The sequence below is a fragment of the Vibrio sp. 10N.261.55.C5 genome (assembly GCF_041470505.1).
GTDB lineage: Bacteria > Pseudomonadota > Gammaproteobacteria > Enterobacterales > Vibrionaceae > Vibrio > Vibrio crassostreae_C.
On record NZ_JBFRMS010000018.1, the window covers coordinates 58,715 to 77,141 of the forward strand.

Sequence of the window (18,427 nt, forward strand, 5' to 3'; positions counted from 1 at the left end):
AAGCACAGAAGGGATTTAGGAGGACATATGTTTAAGGATAATTGGATTCACGAACTGGCAAAGCTGGAAGAGAGCTACGAACCATGTGTCATGGTGACAGTGCTTGAAGACAGAGGCTCAGTGCCACGTGATGCGGGTACCAAGATGCTTGTCACTCGTGACCGAATCATCGCTACGATTGGTGGTGGTCACCTTGAACATGTGGCCACCAAAATGGCGCGTGAAATGCTGATTGCCAGTGAAAAGTCGCTCAAAGTGGAACGTTTTAACCTAGGCGCTCGTTTGGGCCAGTGTTGTGGCGGAATGGCAACATTAAGCTTTGAACCGATTGGCACTCAGCAGAATCACCTTGTGCTGTTTGGCGCTGGGCACGTTGCCAAAGCGCTGCTGCACATTGTCGCGACTCTGCCCTTCCGTGTGACCTGGATTGATGAACGTGAAGAAGTGTTCCCTGAAACGCTGCCACACGGTGTTAAAAAGCTTGTCTCAGACGACCCAGTCGGTGAAGTGAAACACATGCAACCAAACAGTTATTACCTTGTGATGACCCACAACCACCAGCTCGATTTTGACCTAACCAAAGCCATTATTGACCGTGAAGACAGCCGTTACTTTGGCATGATCGGCTCGCTTACCAAGCGTAAGAAGTTCGACTTCCGCTTAGAGCAGCGCGGCTACAGCCAAGAACAAATCGAAACCATGCTTTGCCCGATTGGCATTAGCGCCGTGAATGGCAAACATCCTGCCGAAATTGCGGTATCGGTTGCGGGTGAACTGATCGCACACTATCAAGGCCAAGCGCTTGAACAAAAGCGCCCAACCAAACAATATCGAAATCAGGGTTTGACCGATCAACACAGTCAACCAAGCGACGTAGGCGAACCACCATTGGAAGAGAAGATCGCCTAACACAAGTCGCAAAGCTTCAGTGGCCATAACGTCGCTGAAGTCATTAAAAGGAAGTAAACATGACAACGCAACGCAAAGCTTATCGCGCCAGTATTTTACACAGCGTCGCCGACCCAAAAGACGTCGGCATCGATGAGTCTTACGACTATTTTGAAGACGGTGTTTTAGTGGTTGAGAACGGCCATGTCGTCGACTTGGGCCATGTCGACGAGGTATTGGCTCGCCAACCTAAAACACTCGAAGTCAAAGAATACAAAGACAAGCTGATCACCTCTGGCTTTATTGATACGCACATCCACTACCCTCAAACAGGGATGATCGCGTCTTACGGTGAGCAACTTCTTGATTGGTTAGAGAACTACACCTTCCCAGAAGAAAAGCGCTTCAAAAACCCAGTCTACGCACACAAAGTGGCGAAGCTATTCCTAGACGAACTAGCAAGCAACGGCACAACCACGGCACTCGTGTTCGGCACGGTACACAAAGAGTCGGTTAACGTTTTCTTTGAAGAAGCTGAGAAGCGCAACCTACGTATGATTGCGGGTAAGGTTTTGATGGATCGCAATGCGCCTGATTACCTCACCGACACGCCAGAATCTGGCTACGCCGACTCCAAAGAACTGATTGAGAAATGGCACAACCGCAGCCGTTTGCTTTATGCCGTGACACCTCGTTTCGCGCCAACCAGTACACCAGAACAATTGGCTACCGTTGGTAAATTGCTAGAAGAGTACCCAGATGTGTATATGCACACGCACCTTTCTGAAAACGAGAAAGAGATTGAATGGGTAAAAGAACTGTTCCCAGAGCGCGACAGCTATTTGGATGTGTATGACCACTATGGCCTACTGCACAAACGTTCGGTTTTCGCCCATGGCATTCACTTGTCTGATTGCGAATGTAAGCGCCTAGCCGACACGGAATCTGCCATTGCTTTCTGCCCGACCTCTAACCTGTTCTTAGGCTCAGGTTTATTCCGATTACCAGAAATGGAAGAGCACGGCATTCGTGTTGGTATGGGGACTGATGTCGGCGCAGGCACTAGCTTCTCAATCCTACAAACCATGAGTGAAGCCTATAAGATCATGCAGCTACAACATAAGAAGCTGCACCCGGCTAAGTCGCTATTCTTGGCAACACTAGGCGGTGCTCGCTCGCTGCATCTAGAAGACAAGATTGGTAACTTGGAAGTCGGAAAAGAAGCGGATTTCGTGGTGCTTGACTTGCACGCTACACAACTGATGCGCTTTAGAATGGAACAAGCCACCAAACTGGAAGAGAAGCTATTTGTATTGATGAGCTTGGGTGACGACAGAACCGTTAGCGAGACTTACATCTATGGCGAAAAGGCCTATGACGTAAACTTCAAAGATTACAAGAAGCTCGTTAGTTAGGCTTAAAACCGAGTAAAAATCGCTAGACAGCGACAAGCCGTCGTTAATTAAAAATCCGTCCAGATTTATCTAGCCTTTAAAGACCAGTTGCTAATGCCACTGGTCTTTTTTGTGCTTCATTCAAAGAAATATAAATTAACCGCTCACAGACAACGATCTTCGGTGACGCCAAGTCATTATATTGATAGGTTAATGTTTATACATCTCGACTTCATACTTCACTTTAGCGTCTCTCTAAAACATTCGTTTATCAGCTAAATGGAAGCATCCAATCTAGAAAGGAATTCTATGTTCGAACAGGTCGTCAGCATTCTGTTTCCCGTTTTTGCTCTAGCCAGTGCTGGCTTTGCGGTCGGTCGTTGGCTCAAGCCCGATTTCAAACCGATCAATCGCATCAACATGGATGTGTGTATTCCTGCGCTAGTGTTTGCCTCGCTGACCACCATGCCTCTCGACACCGAACAACTGCCACTCATCACCGCCTCTTTGGTCGCGGTGTTGGTGCCCGCTTTATTGATGATACCAATCTGTAAGATCTTTAAGCTCAACTTCAAAGCTTGGGCGCCGCCACACATGTTCCGCAACAGTGGCAACCTGGCCATTCCCCTGTTCACCTATACCTTTGGTGAGAGTGCATTAGCCCCTGCGGTATTGCTGTTTGTGGTATCGGCATGCGTGCACATTAGTGTCGGTTTAGCGCTACTAAGCGAAGGTAATCCGATCAAACAGATCCTCAAGATGCCGATATTCTTAGCCGCAGCATTAGCGATGACGCTCAACCTGTCTGGCATTGCAGTATGGAATCCAATCTACGAAGCCACCTCACTACTCGGCCAAGCAGCCGTACCTATCATGCTGTTGTCGTTGGGTTCGCAAATGGTGAACTTGAAGCTAAGTGGATTAAAAGTTGGCTTGCTGTGTACGGCTCAATCGCTGTTTACTGGTGCCATCGCCTTTGCCATCATCTACTTCTTTATTCCGCTGCCTACGTTGCACCTACAGATGATGGTGCTGTTCACCATGCTGCCACCCGCCGTGATGAACTACCTATTCGCTGAACGGTTCAATGTCGAGCCGCCTAAAGTCGCATCTATGGTGTTGTTCGGCAACTTCCTAAGTGTGGTTACCTTGCCTATTTTACTGTCGTTCGCGCTGTCTATGTCGAGTTAATTGTTTACGCACTTATCCAGTTTAAGCTCTGCCGTCACTTTAGTAAGGCGCAGAGCAATAGCGAAACAGACTAAGTAAGGACTCACATACCAGAAGAGGCTTTCTAATGGCTGCTTCACCTGCGCTTCTCTGGTTTTTATGTATTGGTTTTTCTGCTTCTCATACTGACTCAGCATACCATCCACCCACACGGCATCGCTTTCAACCAGCGACACGCTCGGCGCAGGAACCGTAAAATCCGATGCGTTGGGTAACAAGGTGAAATCGACATCTTTGAACGTGATCGCCGTGTTCAAATACCATAAACACGCCTCATGGTGTTGCCCGTGAGAGTCCAAAGATGGCTGACCTGTACAGATGTCGCTTCTTAATTTATCCAAAGAAAACTGCTGAACCGATTCTAAAATCGCCACCGCTCTAGTTTGTTCGGTTTCAACCCAATCACCCGCTACTTTCGCACGAATCTCAGACACTGCACCCAGCATCCCGATACCCGCCAAGAACGGCCATAAATAATCCATAAGCTTCCACTTGCGACGGCTCAAATTGAACCCACACCAAATAGGAAGATGAAAAATGAGCGTTAGCCCAAGCGATAGCAAAACGAAATTCAAAGAGCTAGAGAGCATGAGTTCGCTATCAAAGAAGTTCTTCATAATGAGATACTTGCCTGTATAACAAAGAGAAATTTGATACTAGGTTCGATATTTGAAAAGAGTGTAAGAGGAAAGTAAAAACAGCACAAAAAGTTAGGATTTGGATGAATAATATCCAATCGAAACTTGTTGTTATTTCAAAGCCAACACATGCTCGATAAAAGCCGACTTCTTTTCACGGTACTCTTCTTGCGACCAATCTTCACAAGACATTTTGAGGGTGTTGTATTGCTCCACTAATTCCGGATCCGCACGTAGCTTGTCACGAAACCTTAGAAAACATTCGAACTCAGAACCATTGGCAACTACTTGCAAGGCCACGTCATGTCCTGATGTAGACTCCAACATGCACAGTTCCGGCGTTCTTAAGGTATCGAGTTTCTCATTGAAGCCGAGTGTTGTGAGTTGTTCAATGGCGTACTCAAGTTCACTCGATTCAATACCGACGAATATATCCAAGTCGCCTTTAGATACTGCAGATGGAATAGAAGATGCGCCTACATGCTCAACTCTCGCGTTAGGGATTAGCTTTTTGATTTCACGTTCGTATCGGATAAACAGCTCGTAGCAAGCCGCTTGGTATTGCTCCGCGGGGTAAAATTTCATATATCCTCACTCCAAATCACAAACTATTGAACACACCAATTGCTAATAGAAGCAACACGATGCTGATAGCTCCGATATAAGAGATTCTAGTTCGCTCTTTTTCAGTTGGAATCAATGGGGGGAAGCGCCCTAATGTGAATACTTTACAGACTATCCAACCAGCTCCGTAACCAATAAACTCAATCAAGAACGACTGAAACAGGTACCTAAAGAATGAGCTCAATGCCCTAAAATACGCGACTATCAAGTCTTCCATTTTTTGTCCTAACCAAAGTCAATTTGGGCTAAAAATGCCATGGGTAGAGATTCATATCAAGAACCTTATACAGGACTGCGCACGCAATGAATCAGTTTAAACGTAAGTACTTACTATCGACATGCAATGATTCACAGAGTCTTCTTTCTCACCAACAGGCGCAACATAGTGAATTGCAGCTTCGGCATGTTAGACAGCTAACATCGAAGTGTTAGCTGTCACGCATCTGAATACTAGGCTTCAGTCTCGCCTTTTAAGTCCTTTAGAGACTGCAGGTTTTCATTAATTTTGAAGATAACTATCATCAATTCACACCAAATTCTCGCACCTATAGCGCCGCCTAATATCGTAAACGCACCAAGAATAAACTTCTCAAATGTTACGCCTCCATATCCTCCAAACATGGTTGCTAGTCCTGAAACTACAGCGATTAGCAACAACAACCAATATAGGCCAGTAACTAACTTAGGAGTTAACATTGAGTCGAACGAAAAAACTGATTTCATTACTATATTTCCTTATTTTTTATGAAATTTATACTTGGGTATCTAACTAGTTCTTTGTGAATATTCGCAATCAAAAGCTTTGAATTTCAACAAGCTTTCCTTTCAGAACATACACATACCAAACATACAGCCTAAATTTCATGACCAACAACAATTTATATGCAACTAAATATGTCATGTAACGCAAATATCGAACTCACGTCGGTGGGTTCATAAAACTATTAAGGATGCATACTAATAAAGTTTCTAATATGCCTTTGTCCAAAAACAAAAAGCCCCGGTTATAGGAACCGGGGAAACAGGGTGGGATGAGTTTAGTGCGTGCCCGAAACCAAACTCCCCCCAAGCCTCACCTAAGACTCATGCTCTTAGGTAAAGGATTCACATCATTATTGCAGCGTAGCGCCTTGCTCTACCCATGTGCCGATGAGTGCGCGTTCTTCGTCGGTCATTTGAGTCATGTTGCCGAGCGGCATCACCTTGGTTGTTACGGTTTGGGCAACAATCCTTGGGATGTTGGCTTTGATCTCTTCTGGGGTATCAAACATCACACCGGCTGGCGCAGCAGCAAAAGCAGCGTGGCTAGGGGTTGATGAATGACACACAGAACAGCGCTCTTGAATGACTTTGTTAATGGTTTCAAAGCTTACACCTGCGCTAGCCGTTTGCATTGCGTGGTCTGCAGGTACAGCTTGAGAACTAGTCGTCGTTGACGCTGTGTCGTTTCCAGCAAGCTCTTCTGTCGCTGATTCAGTCGCGCTGACTTGCACTTCTTGAACCACAGGTGCTTGCACAACCGGAGTCATCTGTTTTTTCGCGTAAGGTGAGGTCACAAACGCAAGCGTGATCATACCCAATGCCGCGACTGGCACTGTCCATGCAAACTTCTGACTACCGTGACGGGTATTGAAGTAGTGGCGCACCAAGATACTGAAGATCGCTAGCCCAGCAAGAATCAGCCAGTTGTATTCCGAGCCATAAGTACTTGGGAAGTGGTTACTGATCATGATGAACAGCACTGGCAGTGTCATGTAGTTGTTGTGACGAGAACGCAGTAAGCCTTTCGCTGGCAGTGCCGGATCCGGTTCGCGCTTCTCTTCTATCGCTTTCACCAAGTTACGTTGTGCAGGCATGATAACGCGGAATACGTTACCCACCATGATGGTACCAATGATTGCACCCACATGAATGTAAGCACCACGGCCACTGAACACTTGAGTTAGGCCGTACGTCGCAGCGACGAGCAGCAAAAACAGCACAACGCCAAGCAACACGGGGGTTTTACCTAAAGGCGAGTCACACAGTAAGTCGTAGATAAACCAACCAGCAACGAATGAACCAATACCAATCGCGATTGCCGTTGTTGAATCAAGGCCAGAGCCCGGTGCAATCAGGTAGATTTCAGCGTTAAGGTAGTAAACCACACCCAGTAGACACACACCGGTGATCCACGTGAAGTAGGCTTCCCATTTGAACCAGTGCAGGTGCTCTGGCATCTCTGGTGGCGCAAGTTTGTACTTCTCTAGGTGATAAATACCACCGCCGTGAATTGCCCATAAGTCGCCTGAAAGGCCAGTTTTTGGGTTTACTCGGTTAAGGTTGTTCTCTAACCAAACAAAGTAAAATGATGCGCCTATCCACGCAACACCAACAATCATGTGAGCCCAGCGTATTGCTAAATTCAACCATTCTGTAATATGCGGATCCATAATAAACTCCTGTATCACAACGCTTTAGCTAAGCGTTGCTCTTCCTTGTTGTCTTCCGTTGGCATATCTTCCAAATGCAATGCCACTCGATCGTTGTCGAAATAAACTTCATCACAGTTATGTCCTTCTCCGCCTCTATCGACAATCAAGAACTGGTCTTGATCCGTGAGCGCAAGAACCGGGTGATGCCACACCCCTTTGTGATAGTTCACTCCTTGACGGCCGTTGCTCAAGAAAGCTCGGCTATTGGCTAATGTTGGATCGTCGCCTTTTGGCGCAACAACAATTAAATAGGGTTGACCAAGTAATGGAATGAATGCCTGAGAGCCAAGTGGATGACGCTCTAACATTTTGATGGTCAGTGGGTAGCTCAACGGTGTGGCTTGGAAGATGCTGATGATGGCTTCTCCATCTTGGTCTTGCACATCCGTTGTCGCTAGCTTGTGGTAGCGACGTGTTGATCCACTATTGATCATGAAGAAATCACTATTATCGGACTCGATAACATCGCCAAACTCTGCAAAAGCCTGCTTGGTTAACGGTTCGATAGATAAACGACGTATTCCATTACTCATACTCATTTCCTTACCTATTTCGCTTTCGTACCAAACAGACGCAAACGGCTGATACCACCATCTGGGAATATGTTTGCACGTACGTGGGTAATCGCACCAAGGTCGTTTACCTCAGAAATGAATTCGTGAATCTCATGCGCTTGCAGCTTTTGTGCTGGCAAGAGTTCACGCCAAAATAGGCTTTGTGTTTCCACTTGGTCGTCGGTGCCACCTTTCACGTAAGCCGCTTGGATTGAGCAGCTGTCTGGGTAGTTACCTTTGAAGTGTGCCGTATCCACAACGATACGTTCGATATTACCTGGGTGGCCTAATGCCACGATAACCCAGTCGTTACCCGGTGTGCGACGACGTGCTGTTTCCCAGCCATCACCCATGTTTTCACCACGGCCTGGGCCTAAGATGTTGGCTTTGTTACCGTAGTGCTCATCGCTACATGCGAGTGCTCGGCCACCGTGTTCAACGGCTGCTAGGTCAACTTGTTGCTGAGAATCTATTGCGTCCCAATCCACGCTTGGTCGGCCATAAACACGTAGACGTGCGACACCGCCGTCTGGGTAGATGTTCAAACGTAGGTGCGTAAATACTTGGTCACTTTCGATTTCTTCAAGATGATGATGATCACCTTGTAGTGCCATTGAAGGCAGAATTTCTTGCCACTCTGTTGAGTCTGTTGGCTCACCTTGTGGTGAATAACACGCGTCAATTGATGCCGAAGGTGGGAAGTTACCTGTGAAGAATGAGGTATCAATATCAACGCCAGCAATGGTGCCAGCTAGACCAAGGCGAACGACACAGTAATCGTAACCTTCGCCGCGTTTACGTCTGCTTTCCCAACCGTCCATCCACTTGCCGTTGTCGTCATATAAGTCGTCTTTCCACTCTGGCGCTGCGTGGCTAAGTAGACGGCTTTTATCTGCGAAAAAATCGTCTGTTGCGAAGGTAGCTTTTGCGCCGAGTTTTTCGTCTGCAAGGTTTATGTATTGTTCAAATGTTTGGGTCATGTCCGTGTAATCCTATCCAATTAATCAAGTAATAATAAAATGAGAACTCAGTGGCTTATTCGCTTATAAAGCGGGCTCTTAGCGCACTAAGACTGGGCTGAGATAGCTGTTAACTCCGTTAACTTACATATCCCAGAGACGAAACATCGCGATCTTGTTGATCTCTTGAATCGCCGTAGCAAACTCAGTTTCACTATCATTTCCTAATCGCATCTCGAACGACTCAAGAATTTGGTAACGATTGGCTCCCTTCACCGCCATGATAAAAGGGAAATTGAAGCGACTTTTGTAGCTGTTGTTGTAAGAAGTGAATTTTTCAAATTCTTCGGCGCTGCACTGGTCGATGCCCGCCCCCGCTTGTTCTTTGGTCGACGACTCGGTGAGTTCGCCGTTTACTGCTGCTCTGCCCGCTAAATCTGGGTGAGCATTGATCAAAGCCAACTGTTTGCCTTGGTCGGCATTTAACAAGGTTGATGCCATTTTTAGATGAAGATTCTCGATATGATCATCTTCGGCATTCAAACCTTGGTCATAAACCGCTTCAGCAACCCATGGGCTGTGTTCGTACACATCAGCAAAGTGCGCGACAAAGGTATCGCGGTTCATGGTTGTTGGTTGGCAAGATCGAAATTCAGTCACGTTAAGCCTCCTTGCTGTTCGTTCTAATTTTGTTGTTCGTTGTATGGGTGATGTTGGTGCCAGTGGTTGGCGATATCGATTCGACGACATAGCCACACGCTGTCATGCTGTTTTACGTAATCTAAGAAACGTCTTAATGCAGCAATACGACCGGGACGACCAATAAGACGACAATGCAGCCCAACCGACATCATTTTCGGTGCGGTTTCGCCTTCCATATAAAGGGTGTCAAAAGTGTCTTTTAAATACTGGAAGAACTGCTCACCAGAGTTGAAGCCTTGCGCTGTTGAAAAGCGCATATCGTTTACATCGAGTGTATAAGGGATCACCAATTGCGGATGACCAGTCTCGGTGTGCCAATAAGGCAGGTCATCATCATAGGCATCTGAGTCGTAAAGAAAGCCGCCTTCTTCTGCGACTAAGCGACGCGTATTTGGACCCGTTCGACCTGTGTACCAACCTTGCGGGCGCTGACCCGTCACTTGTTGGATGATCTCAATCGCTTTAGTCATGTGGTCGCGCTCTTCTGACTCATCAATGTATTGATAGTCGATCCAGCGATAACCGTGGCTACAAATTTCGTGGCCCGCTTCGACCATAGCTTTGGCAACGTCTGGGTGACGCTCAATCGCCATAGCAACCGCAAAGACGGTCAATGGGATTTCATATTCATCGAACAAGCGAAGAACACGCCATACACCCGCGCGGCTACCATATTCATAAATGGATTCCATGCTCATGTGACGTTCGCCTTTGATCGGCTGTGCTGACGGGATCTCTGAAAGAAAAGCTTCAGACTCGTCGTCTCCATGTAACAAACAACGCTCACCGCCCTCTTCATAGTTCAATACAAAAGAAACCGCGACGCGCGCATTACCTGGCCATTGAGGGTTTGGAGGGTTAGCTCCATAACCGATCAAATTCCTTGAATAATCCTTATTCATCCAAGTACTCCTAACATAAGTGGTTGGCTTGGCCGCTCTTTCACTGGTTCATCAAAATAAATCAGTTAATGGACTTTCCAAAAATCGAGTAACCTTACCCCTGTACATTTATTGTATACAATTATTTATCTCGATGTAAAGATTTTGTTATTTAAGTTAAATGGTCGCAACTTTTTAAATTAAAAACAACAAGTTAATAAAATTCAAGTTCATTAAAAAGCGATAATCAAGATCTATAAAGTCAAGAAAAACGACAGATTAACCAACATTTTTATAACAATTCGCTTTACTAATTGTGTACAGTTCGTACATAGTTAGTGATAACAAAGTGACCAGTTGCATTCTTTGCAAGGTCGAAACAGACAGATAAACCACGGAACAGAGGAGCGCCAAAAGCGCTATTAAAGGACTATGGGAAGATTAACAACACACGTATTAGACACGACTCACGGCTTACCGGGTGCAGAGATCAAGGTAGAGCTTTATAAGGTCAATGAAGACTCAACAGAAAAGTTGGCGACGGTAATCACTAACTCCGATGGCCGAACCGATGCGCCGATTCTGGCAGGGAATGATTTCCGACCGGGGAAATATCAATTGGTGTTTTACGTAGCCGATTACTACAGAAGTAAAGGCGTAGAGCTGGATGGCGTGCCTTTCCTAGACGACGTGGTTATTCGTTTCGGCTTAGATGATCCAGAAGCGCATTATCACGTTCCTCTTCTCGTCTCGCCTTACAGTTTCTCCACCTATCGGGGCAGTTAGTCCCGTGACCTAGCACTTCGAACTAGGCCCAACCATCGAATAATAAACAGATTCGTGCGTGCATCTAAAATGATGCGCGCTCATTAAACACGCTCATATAAAAATACTAATAACGTTATTAGTTAGAGAGTTGATGACTAATCAACTGATAGCTAAAGAAATAGCGGCTAGGAAAAAACCTTAAAACTTAATATTGAAATCTCGCTGTATTCAATAAATGGATCACAACATAAAAGGACTTGCAGACATGAGTGAGAGTAAAACAGAAATACTCAACCAAGATGCGAACAACGGAATTTTAGAGAAACTCTTTAAGATTAAGGCACACGGAAGCAGCGTAAAAAATGAGTTAGTCGGCGGTGTCACCACCTTCGCAACCATGGCTTACATCATCTTCGTTAACCCACAAATCATGGCCGCATCGGGTATGGATGCAGGAGCGGTATTCGTCGCAACCTGTATTGGTGCAGCTATCGGTTGTTTGTTAATGGGGTTATTTGCGAACTGGCCTGTCGGACTTGCGCCGGGCATGGGCTTGAATGCCTTCTTCTCGTTCACGGTAGTAAGCGAAATGGGCTACAGCTGGGAAGTGGCACTGGGTGCGGTGTTTATCTCAGGTATCTTGTTCGTCGGGATGAGTTTCTACAAAGTCCGCCAATGGATCATTGAAAGTATCCCTGTGAGTTTACGTTACTCCATGACTGCGGGCGTTGGTTTGTTCTTAGGTCTAATTGGTCTTAAAACAGCAGGTATCGTCGTCGAAAACCCAGCAACACTGGTATCACTAGGTGACTTCACTAAACCTGAAGCGCTACTGGCCGCTATCGCTTTCCTTATCATCGCTGTTCTGAGTGAGCGTAAAGTATTTGGTGCGGTGTTAATCGGTATTTTGAGTGTAACGCTAGTCGGTATGATGCTTGGCTTAGTGCATTACAACGGCTTCTTCGCGGCGCCACCAAGCTTAGCGCCTACGTTCCTAAAAATGGACATTATGGGCGCTCTCGATGTTTCAATGATCAGCGTTATCTTGGCTTTCCTTTTTGTAAACATGTTCGATACCGCGGGTACTTTGATGGGCGTGGCCGAGCGTGCAAACCTAACTAACCCTGAAACAGGAAAAATTGAAGGCCTAAGCAAAGCGCTGAAAGCTGACAGTATCTCAAGCGTGGCAGGTGCGTGTGTGGGTTGTCCGCCAGTAACCAGTTACGTAGAAAGTGCAGCGGGCGTTGCAGCAGGCGCACGAACCGGTCTATCTGCGATTGTGGTTGGTGTGTTGTTCTTAGCGGCGATTTTCCTATCTCCACTTGCAGGCATGATCCCCGCTTACGCAACCTCTGGCGCGTTGATTTACGTGGCATTCGTAATGATGAGCAGCATGCAGCACGTTGATTGGAAAGACTTCACCAACGGTGCTCCTGCAGCCATTACCGCACTAATGATGCCACTGACCTTCTCTATCGCGAACGGTATCGCATTGGGTTTCATTACCTACACAGTGCTTAAGTTGGCGACAGGTAAAACCAAAGATGTGTCTATCTCGATGTACTTCTTAGCGGCTATCTTCATCGCCAAGCTAGTATTCATCGGTTAATCCTATAGCTCCTGAGCAGTCGCTTCTTGATTGCTCACAACGTTGCTTGGCTGGCTTGCAAGCCAAGCAACAACATGATTTTTAAGAAAGCTAATTGCATTGATGACTCGAGAGCAGAACTCCTAATGACTCAGTGCACCTTTTTTATGACCCTACGCAGTTTGTAGAAGTCATTATTTGACCGCCAATCGCCTGTAAACGGAAACGCAGGCAGAGGAATATCAAATGAAACTTCTGTACACCCTTAATGAAAGACCGCCCCATGGGCTAACCCTTCTACTCGCTTTACAGCATATGCTCGCCTCGATTGGTGGCATCGTTGCTGTGCCTCTTATTGTCGGCGCCTCTATCGGCCTGCCCAACACCGAGATCGTCTCACTGATCAATGCAGCGCTATTGGCGTCTGGTATTGTGACCGTCGCGCAGTGCCTTGGCTTTGGCCCTGTTGGTATTCGATTACCCGTGGTGATGGGTTCAAGCTTTGCCTTTTTAGGTGTCACTATTTCGATCGGTAACGAAGGTGGTGTCGCCGCCATCATGGGCTCGGCGCTTATCGGCTCGTTTGTGGTCATTGGTGCCAGCTTCTATATGGACAAGGTTCGCAAGCTATTCCCGACCGTGGTAAGTGGTGTTGTGGTTACCTTAATCGGCTTAACCATTTTACCGGTTGCCATGAACTGGGTTGGCGACTCTCCTGCCAACACGGAACAATTCGCCACTCTACCTAAACTGTTTCTCGCACTGGTCTCTTTGGGGATAGTGATTGGCGTATCGGTTTACTGTAAAGGCGCGGTTGCTGCTTCCGCTATCGTGATTGGTTTAGCGGGCGGTTACATTGTGGCGCTATCGCTTGGCATGGTCGACCTTGAGCAAATCAGTTCTGCCGCTTGGGTTGGTGGCCCTGAACCTTTCAAATATGGCTTCACCTTTTCTGCGAGTGCCATCATCAGCATGAGCTTGGTGTACATCGTGGTTATCGCTGAAGCAACGGGTGATTTCATGGCACTCGGTAACAACTGTCAAACCCAAGTATCCGGTAAAGATTTAAAACGTGGCCTTCTAGGCGATGGCCTTGGCAGTACCTTATCTTCAATTTTAACGGCAATGCCACTGGCATCATTCAGTCAAAATGTCGGTATTGTAGGTATCACAGGTGTAGCGAGTCGTTATGTAGTGGCTGCAACCGGTGGTTTGTTGATTTTAGGCGGTTTATTCCCGAAATTAGCCGCCATTGCCGTCACGATCCCGAAACCTGTTTTGGGTGGTGTGGGCTTTGTGATGTTCGGTATGATCGCTTACGCGGGTATCCGCATGTTGATCAAGGCCGCAGACACCAAGCGAAATGCCTTGGTAATCTGTGTTGGTTTGGCGTCTGGTTTAGCCGTCACTTTCGAACCAAGATTGCTGCAACACTTGCCACATGATTTGGCGAATTTTCTTCACTCTGGCATCACTACAGGCACTATCATGACGGTACTGCTGAACCTTGTTCTGCCAAAGTCTTCACGCGCAGAAGAGCAAGAAGCACTAGCCGAAAGCCAAGCGCAAGTTGAGTTAGAAATGAAAGAACAAGTTGAAGAAGCGCTTCAAGCAGATGAACAATTAGAGATTCAACAAGCAAACATAGAAGCAGACGTTCAAGCGGCATCAGATAACCCTGAGCCCAAAGCGAACTAACTGGTTCACTGATTAACGTAAAACCGATTTCCGTAGGGTCAGGGCTGATTAGAGCATTGAACGTTTTAACGCCCCTGATTCGAATTTATCTTTTAACTACAAATACCAATAAAGACCCTCTTCCCTGAAAAGGCTGAGATGGCTAAGGACTACTATGAATGGAAACCATCTGGATTAAGAATCCTCTCGCAATCTACACTGGCTCACTAGCTGATGCAGAAGGCGGTATTGTCATTAAAGGTAATAAGATCATTGAATTGGTTGGTAAACACAAAGAACCAACCTCCCCCGTAGATTACAGCGTCGACGCCTCTCGTCATGTTGTGACTCCTGGGCTTATCAATGCGCACCACCACTTCTATCAAACCCTAACGCGAGCCTACCCTGGCGCACTCAATAAAGAACTCTTCCATTGGCTGCAAAGCCTCTACCCGGTTTGGGCCAACCTCGATTCTGAGATGATGAGCCTTGCTACAGAGCTGGCGCTGGTCGAGTTAATGATGTCGGGCTGTACTACAGCGTCGGACCATCATTACTTGCTGCCAAACGGGCTTGAACACGCCATTGATTTACAAGTCGAGGCGGCAGAGAAGTTGGGCGTAAGGGCGATATTCACTCGCGGTTCCATGAGCCTTGGGGAAGATGAAGGTGGACTACCTCCACGACACACCATTCAAACCGAACAAACCATCATTGATGACAGCCAACGCTTGATTCGCGATTACCACCAGCGTGATGAAGGGGCGATGATTCAAATCGCACTCGCGCCTTGTTCGCCATTCTCGGTCACCACAGATCTGATGAAAGAGACCGCCAAGATCAGTGAGCGTGAGAACGTAATGATGCACACCCACCTGTGCGAAACCTTAGACGAAGAAGACTTCTGTATTGAGAAGTTTGGCCTGCGCCCTGTCGATTACCTAGAAGATGTCGGCTGGCTCAATGAACGCACTTGGCTTGCTCATGGTATTCACTTCAACCCAGAAGAGATTAAGCGTTTGGGTAAAGCAGGAATAGGTATCAGCCACTGCCCAACTTCCAACATGATGTTGGCTTCCGGTATTTGTAAGAATAATGACCTCGAGGCCGCGGGTGTAAAGGTCGGGCTGGGTGTGGACGGTTCTGCTTCAAACGACGGCTCCAATATGATTGCCGAAGTTCGCATGGCGATGTATCTACAGCGCCTGCAATATGGCTCTGCAAATGTTTCACACTTTGATGCATTGCGCTGGGCAACATCCGGCTCTGCAGCAGCAATGGGCAGAACCGACATTGGTACGCTAGAGGTCGGCAAACAAGCCGACATCGCGATGTTCAAACTTGATGACATTCGCTTCTCTGGCAGCCACGATCCACTTGCAGCACTACTACTCTGCGGCGCTCAACAAGCAGATAAAGTGATGGTTGCAGGTAAGTGGCGAGTGAACGATGGCGCTGTGATTGGCGTAGACATGGAACAACTAATGCACCGCCACCATGCAGCTGCAATGAAGCTAGGTAAACTGGCGATGAATAATTAAATACTCTCTAACTAGAAAAGCGAAAAAAGGCCGACGTGATGTCGGCCTTGTTCATTCAGTTCGATTTTTAGAAACCGATTTACATCTTAATCCATCAAGCTCTTCGACTTAATCGCCTTCTTAGAAAGCTCTTTGGCAAAGGCTTTGATATCTGTTTCAAACTCATCGACGCTTTGGCGGATTTCATCCAGTTGAACGGTTTGCATTACACGGTTTTCCATTACGATTTGGCCGTTCACAATCGTCGTGTCGATGTTGCTTGGGTTCGCTTGGTAAACCAAGGTCGCGTAAGGGTCGTAATTTGGCATCATGTTCGCTGATGTTGTCTCTACAATCACGATGTCTGCCTTCTTACCCGCTTCAAGAGAACCGATTTGATCTTCCATGTGTAGGGCTTTCGCGCCACCTAATGTCGCCATCTCGATAACTTGCTCAGGAATCATGATAGTGCGGTCAGAATGCTTTAAACGTTGCATGTTCGCTGCGTAGCTTAATGTGCGCATGATATCGACTTGGTTAGAGCTCATTGGGCCATCTGTTCCTAAGCCTACTCGCATGTCAGCACGGTACATATCCCATGCTGGTGCGATGCCAGTTGCACCTTTAGCGTTCGCCATTGGGTTGTATGAGATCCCTGCGTCAGCTTGCTTTAGAAGCTTTTGATCGTTCTCCGAAAGATGGATACCGTGAGCAATGACTACGCGCTCGTCCAGCACACCAATTTCATCCATGTATTCGACTGGCGATGTTGCCTTAGTTTCATCTTTGATGCGTTTCTCTTCATTTGGGAATTCAGCAACGTGAATCAGCACCGGCACATCGTATTGAGCAGACAGCTTGTTGATTTCTTGCAGCTTATCTTTGCTCACGGTGTACACCGCATGTGGCGCATAAGCAGGCGTGATTAGCTCATCGTTTTTGTATTGTTCGATAAAGCCTTTGGCGTATTCAATGCCGCCGTAAGGTTCTTTGGCATCGACCACTGGGAACTTAATCACGGTTTCGCCGAGCACAGCGCGTAAGCCGACTTCTTTGGTCGCCTTGGCCATTTCATCCATGTGGTAATACATATCGGCATAAGTGGTTACACCGCTTTGTGCTAGTTCGATAGAGCCAAGCTTGGTTGCGTTGTAAATCAGTTCACGGCTTAGCTTTTCGGCTTCTAGAGGGAAGAAGTAAGCGAACAGACGATTCGAAATACCCTCTTCCCCTAAGCCACGAAACGCGATCATCGGTAAATGGTTGTGCGCGTTCACCATACCCGGCATGACGATTCCATCTTGAGCATCAATCACTTTTTCTGCGCGATATTGAGTCATTAAATCCTCGGTACCGACTGCGATGATCTGGTCGTTTTTCACTACAACAACACCATCTTCAATCACATCCATTTCTGAATTGATGGTGAGAACCTGTCCGTTGGTGATGATCAGATCAGCGTTGTATGTTTGCGTCGCGACCGTTGAACCGCAACCTGCAAGCAGAACTGCGCTGATGGTGCATGCCAAGCTTTTAAGCGTCATTGCTAAACCTTAATGTTGTGCGTGTAATATTGTTAGCGGCTTCATCTATAAGTTTCCAGCTTTTCGCTTTTCGCTTTTCGCTTTTCGCTTTTCAGAAGAGTAAGTGCCGCCAATTTTCGCGATACTATAACCTGTCATTTAAATAAAATGGCATACCTAATCGAACCGAATTCAAGATAAATGAGTTATTGCACAACAGGTCACAAAAGAGGTTCTGTGCTTATAGTCACTCACACACCTAGATAAACGTTCAAACAACATTAGCTTTTCACACCACAGCCTTTAATCACTAACTGTGTGATGAACTGAGCGGCATCGGCATAGTCTTTATCATCGAGTTGGTCCTTCTGCATCACGCTGCAAATCTGCCAGCCAAAATCGGCGTAGGTTTGAGTTGCCGCCCAGATGGTAAACATCAGGTGATGAGCGGGAACATCGTCCATTAGGCCCTGCGCCGACCATGTCGAGAACTTATCAAGAATCATCTGGGATTGCTTATACAGCTCGTCACCAATCTCTTTCGGCAATACTTTAGCGCCAGACATCACTTCATTGGCAAATACCTTAGAGGCATGTGGATGATCGCGAGAAATGATCAGCTTGGTTTGAATATATTGAGACAAGGCTTCAACAGGATCGCTGAGCTCTTCAATCGGACGAGACGCTTCTAGTAAAGGCTGAGTGACGGTTTCAAGCACAGCGTTGTAGAGCTTATCTTTTGAGCTGAAATAATAGAATACGTTAGGCTTGGGAATGTCGGCCGCTTTCGCGATATCGGCCATTTTTGTTGCGGCATAACCATGAGTGGCGAATTGTTCACACGCGACTTCGATGATTAAATCTTGATTCTTTTGTCTGATCCTAGACATATTGCATCCTTTACAGCTCGTTACTAAAATCATAGTAATCAACGTGCTTCATTAGTCCAGAAGATAATCTCAGAACTCAAGGTCACCGCATTGATAACAATAAAATGGCCGCTCTAT

The 18,427-nt window shown here is 46.7% G+C and carries 18 protein-coding genes and 1 pseudogene; 7 read left to right on the forward strand and 12 right to left on the reverse strand.

The window, feature by feature from the left end:
• Positions 1-27 precede the first annotated feature (27 nt).
• The 3 genes from xdhC to AB4263_RS09065 all read left to right on the forward strand — a co-directional run bounded on the left by xdhC (position 28) and on the right by AB4263_RS09065 (position 3,473).
• The gene (xdhC, locus tag AB4263_RS09055; RefSeq protein WP_102428171.1) at positions 28-909 is read left to right on the forward strand and encodes a xanthine dehydrogenase accessory protein XdhC; all 882 of its coding nucleotides are present in this window, start codon (positions 28-30) and stop codon (positions 907-909) included.
• 59 nt (positions 910-968) lie between these two features.
• The gene (gene guaD, locus AB4263_RS09060; protein WP_372082954.1) at positions 969-2,303 is read left to right on the forward strand and encodes a guanine deaminase; all 1,335 of its coding nucleotides are present in this window, start codon (positions 969-971) and stop codon (positions 2,301-2,303) included.
• A 288-nt stretch (positions 2,304-2,591) separates the two neighbouring features.
• Positions 2,592-3,473, forward strand: coding sequence for an AEC family transporter (locus AB4263_RS09065; RefSeq protein WP_004732869.1), 882 nt, complete (start codon positions 2,592-2,594; stop codon positions 3,471-3,473).
• On the opposite strand, the gene AB4263_RS09070 is transcribed toward AB4263_RS09065, so the two are convergent.
• The 10 genes and pseudogenes from AB4263_RS09070 to puuE form a co-directional block, all read right to left on the reverse strand.
• Complete coding sequence (locus AB4263_RS09070) at positions 3,470-3,994, reverse strand: hypothetical protein (protein ID WP_136982328.1); 525 nt, start codon at positions 3,992-3,994, stop codon at positions 3,470-3,472. The two genes, AB4263_RS09065 and AB4263_RS09070, sit on opposite strands and share 4 nt — an antisense overlap.
• Positions 3,995-4,261: 267 nt before the next feature.
• Positions 4,262-4,735, reverse strand: a complete 474-nt coding sequence (locus AB4263_RS09075) for a GrpB family protein (protein WP_017071669.1) — start codon at positions 4,733-4,735, stop codon at positions 4,262-4,264.
• A gap of 16 nt (positions 4,736-4,751) precedes the next feature.
• Entirely contained in the window at positions 4,752-4,991 is a 240-nt protein-coding gene (locus AB4263_RS09080) for a hypothetical protein (protein WP_102463054.1), read from the reverse strand.
• 96 nt (positions 4,992-5,087) lie between these two features.
• Positions 5,088-5,177 (reverse strand): annotated as a pseudogene (locus tag AB4263_RS09085) (AraC family transcriptional regulator); the annotation flags it as partial.
• A gap of 47 nt (positions 5,178-5,224) precedes the next feature.
• A complete protein-coding gene (locus AB4263_RS09090) occupies positions 5,225-5,497 on the reverse strand; it encodes a DUF4282 domain-containing protein (protein ID WP_017064999.1) in 273 nt (90 codons plus the stop codon).
• A gap of 389 nt (positions 5,498-5,886) precedes the next feature.
• Positions 5,887-7,206: a urate hydroxylase PuuD gene (locus AB4263_RS09095; protein WP_372098096.1), complete on the reverse strand. Its 1,320-nt coding sequence runs from the start codon at positions 7,204-7,206 to the stop codon at positions 5,887-5,889.
• A gap of 14 nt (positions 7,207-7,220) precedes the next feature.
• Positions 7,221-7,781, reverse strand: coding sequence for an ureidoglycolate lyase (locus AB4263_RS09100; RefSeq protein WP_108020166.1), 561 nt, complete (start codon positions 7,779-7,781; stop codon positions 7,221-7,223).
• A 14-nt stretch (positions 7,782-7,795) separates the two neighbouring features.
• Positions 7,796-8,782 (reverse strand): allantoicase, encoded by a 987-nt coding sequence (alc, locus tag AB4263_RS09105; RefSeq protein WP_017065000.1) that lies wholly within the window; start codon positions 8,780-8,782, stop codon positions 7,796-7,798.
• A gap of 123 nt (positions 8,783-8,905) precedes the next feature.
• Positions 8,906-9,421, reverse strand: a complete 516-nt coding sequence (gene uraD, locus AB4263_RS09110; RefSeq protein ID WP_017061596.1) for a 2-oxo-4-hydroxy-4-carboxy-5-ureidoimidazoline decarboxylase — start codon at positions 9,419-9,421, stop codon at positions 8,906-8,908.
• A gap of 23 nt (positions 9,422-9,444) precedes the next feature.
• Positions 9,445-10,365 carry an allantoinase PuuE gene (gene puuE, locus AB4263_RS09115; RefSeq protein ID WP_371705471.1) on the reverse strand — a complete coding sequence of 307 codons (921 nt, stop codon included), beginning with the start codon at positions 10,363-10,365 and terminating at the stop codon, positions 9,445-9,447.
• A gap of 411 nt (positions 10,366-10,776) precedes the next feature.
• Between puuE and uraH the strand changes: the two genes are divergently transcribed.
• The 4 genes from uraH (at position 10,777) to AB4263_RS09135 (ending at position 15,918) form a co-directional block, all read left to right on the forward strand.
• A complete protein-coding gene (uraH, locus tag AB4263_RS09120) occupies positions 10,777-11,130 on the forward strand; it encodes a hydroxyisourate hydrolase (protein WP_017083063.1) in 354 nt (117 codons plus the stop codon).
• Positions 11,131-11,377: 247 nt separating this feature from the next.
• Positions 11,378-12,721, forward strand: a complete 1,344-nt coding sequence (locus tag AB4263_RS09125) for an NCS2 family permease (RefSeq protein WP_016795479.1) — start codon at positions 11,378-11,380, stop codon at positions 12,719-12,721.
• A 225-nt stretch (positions 12,722-12,946) separates the two neighbouring features.
• The gene (locus tag AB4263_RS09130) at positions 12,947-14,398 is read left to right on the forward strand and encodes a nucleobase:cation symporter-2 family protein (RefSeq protein ID WP_372098097.1); all 1,452 of its coding nucleotides are present in this window, start codon (positions 12,947-12,949) and stop codon (positions 14,396-14,398) included.
• Between the two features lie 158 nt (positions 14,399-14,556).
• Entirely contained in the window at positions 14,557-15,918 is a 1,362-nt protein-coding gene (locus tag AB4263_RS09135; protein ID WP_372098098.1) for an 8-oxoguanine deaminase, read from the forward strand.
• Between the two features lie 86 nt (positions 15,919-16,004).
• Here the strand turns inward: AB4263_RS09135 and AB4263_RS09140 are convergent, their stop codons facing one another.
• Positions 16,005-17,441 (reverse strand): amidohydrolase, encoded by a 1,437-nt coding sequence (locus AB4263_RS09140; protein ID WP_136982323.1) that lies wholly within the window; start codon positions 17,439-17,441, stop codon positions 16,005-16,007.
• Positions 17,442-17,701: 260 nt separating this feature from the next.
• Entirely contained in the window at positions 17,702-18,310 is a 609-nt protein-coding gene (locus AB4263_RS09145) for a TetR/AcrR family transcriptional regulator (RefSeq protein WP_102332259.1), read from the reverse strand.
• Positions 18,311-18,427: the final 117 nt, after the last annotated feature.

Bases quoted from the DNA above. Each gene is read 5' to 3' on its own strand.
- xdhC (WP_102428171.1), top strand. From the start codon at position 28: ATGTTTAAGGATAATTGGATTCACGAACTGGCAAAGCTGGAAGAGAGC.
- guaD (WP_372082954.1), top strand. From the start codon at position 969: ATGACAACGCAACGCAAAGCTTATCGCGCCAGTATTTTACACAGCGTC.
- AB4263_RS09065 (WP_004732869.1), top strand. From the start codon at position 2,592: ATGTTCGAACAGGTCGTCAGCATTCTGTTTCCCGTTTTTGCTCTAGCC.
- AB4263_RS09070 (WP_136982328.1), bottom strand. From the start codon at position 3,994: ATGGATTATTTATGGCCGTTCTTGGCGGGTATCGGGATGCTGGGTGCA.
- AB4263_RS09075 (WP_017071669.1), bottom strand. From the start codon at position 4,735: ATGAAATTTTACCCCGCGGAGCAATACCAAGCGGCTTGCTACGAGCTG.
- AB4263_RS09080 (WP_102463054.1), bottom strand. From the start codon at position 4,991: ATGGAAGACTTGATAGTCGCGTATTTTAGGGCATTGAGCTCATTCTTT.
- AB4263_RS09090 (WP_017064999.1), bottom strand. From the start codon at position 5,497: ATGAAATCAGTTTTTTCGTTCGACTCAATGTTAACTCCTAAGTTAGTT.
- AB4263_RS09095 (WP_372098096.1), bottom strand. From the start codon at position 7,206: ATGGATCCGCATATTACAGAATGGTTGAATTTAGCAATACGCTGGGCT.
- AB4263_RS09100 (WP_108020166.1), bottom strand. From the start codon at position 7,781: ATGAGTAATGGAATACGTCGTTTATCTATCGAACCGTTAACCAAGCAG.
- alc (WP_017065000.1), bottom strand. From the start codon at position 8,782: ATGACCCAAACATTTGAACAATACATAAACCTTGCAGACGAAAAACTC.
- puuE (WP_371705471.1), bottom strand. From the start codon at position 10,365: ATGAATAAGGATTATTCAAGGAATTTGATCGGTTATGGAGCTAACCCT.
- uraH (WP_017083063.1), top strand. From the start codon at position 10,777: ATGGGAAGATTAACAACACACGTATTAGACACGACTCACGGCTTACCG.
- AB4263_RS09125 (WP_016795479.1), top strand. From the start codon at position 11,378: ATGAGTGAGAGTAAAACAGAAATACTCAACCAAGATGCGAACAACGGA.
- AB4263_RS09130 (WP_372098097.1), top strand. From the start codon at position 12,947: ATGAAACTTCTGTACACCCTTAATGAAAGACCGCCCCATGGGCTAACC.
- AB4263_RS09135 (WP_372098098.1), top strand. From the start codon at position 14,557: ATGGAAACCATCTGGATTAAGAATCCTCTCGCAATCTACACTGGCTCA.
- AB4263_RS09140 (WP_136982323.1), bottom strand. From the start codon at position 17,441: ATGACGCTTAAAAGCTTGGCATGCACCATCAGCGCAGTTCTGCTTGCA.
- AB4263_RS09145 (WP_102332259.1), bottom strand. From the start codon at position 18,310: ATGTCTAGGATCAGACAAAAGAATCAAGATTTAATCATCGAAGTCGCG.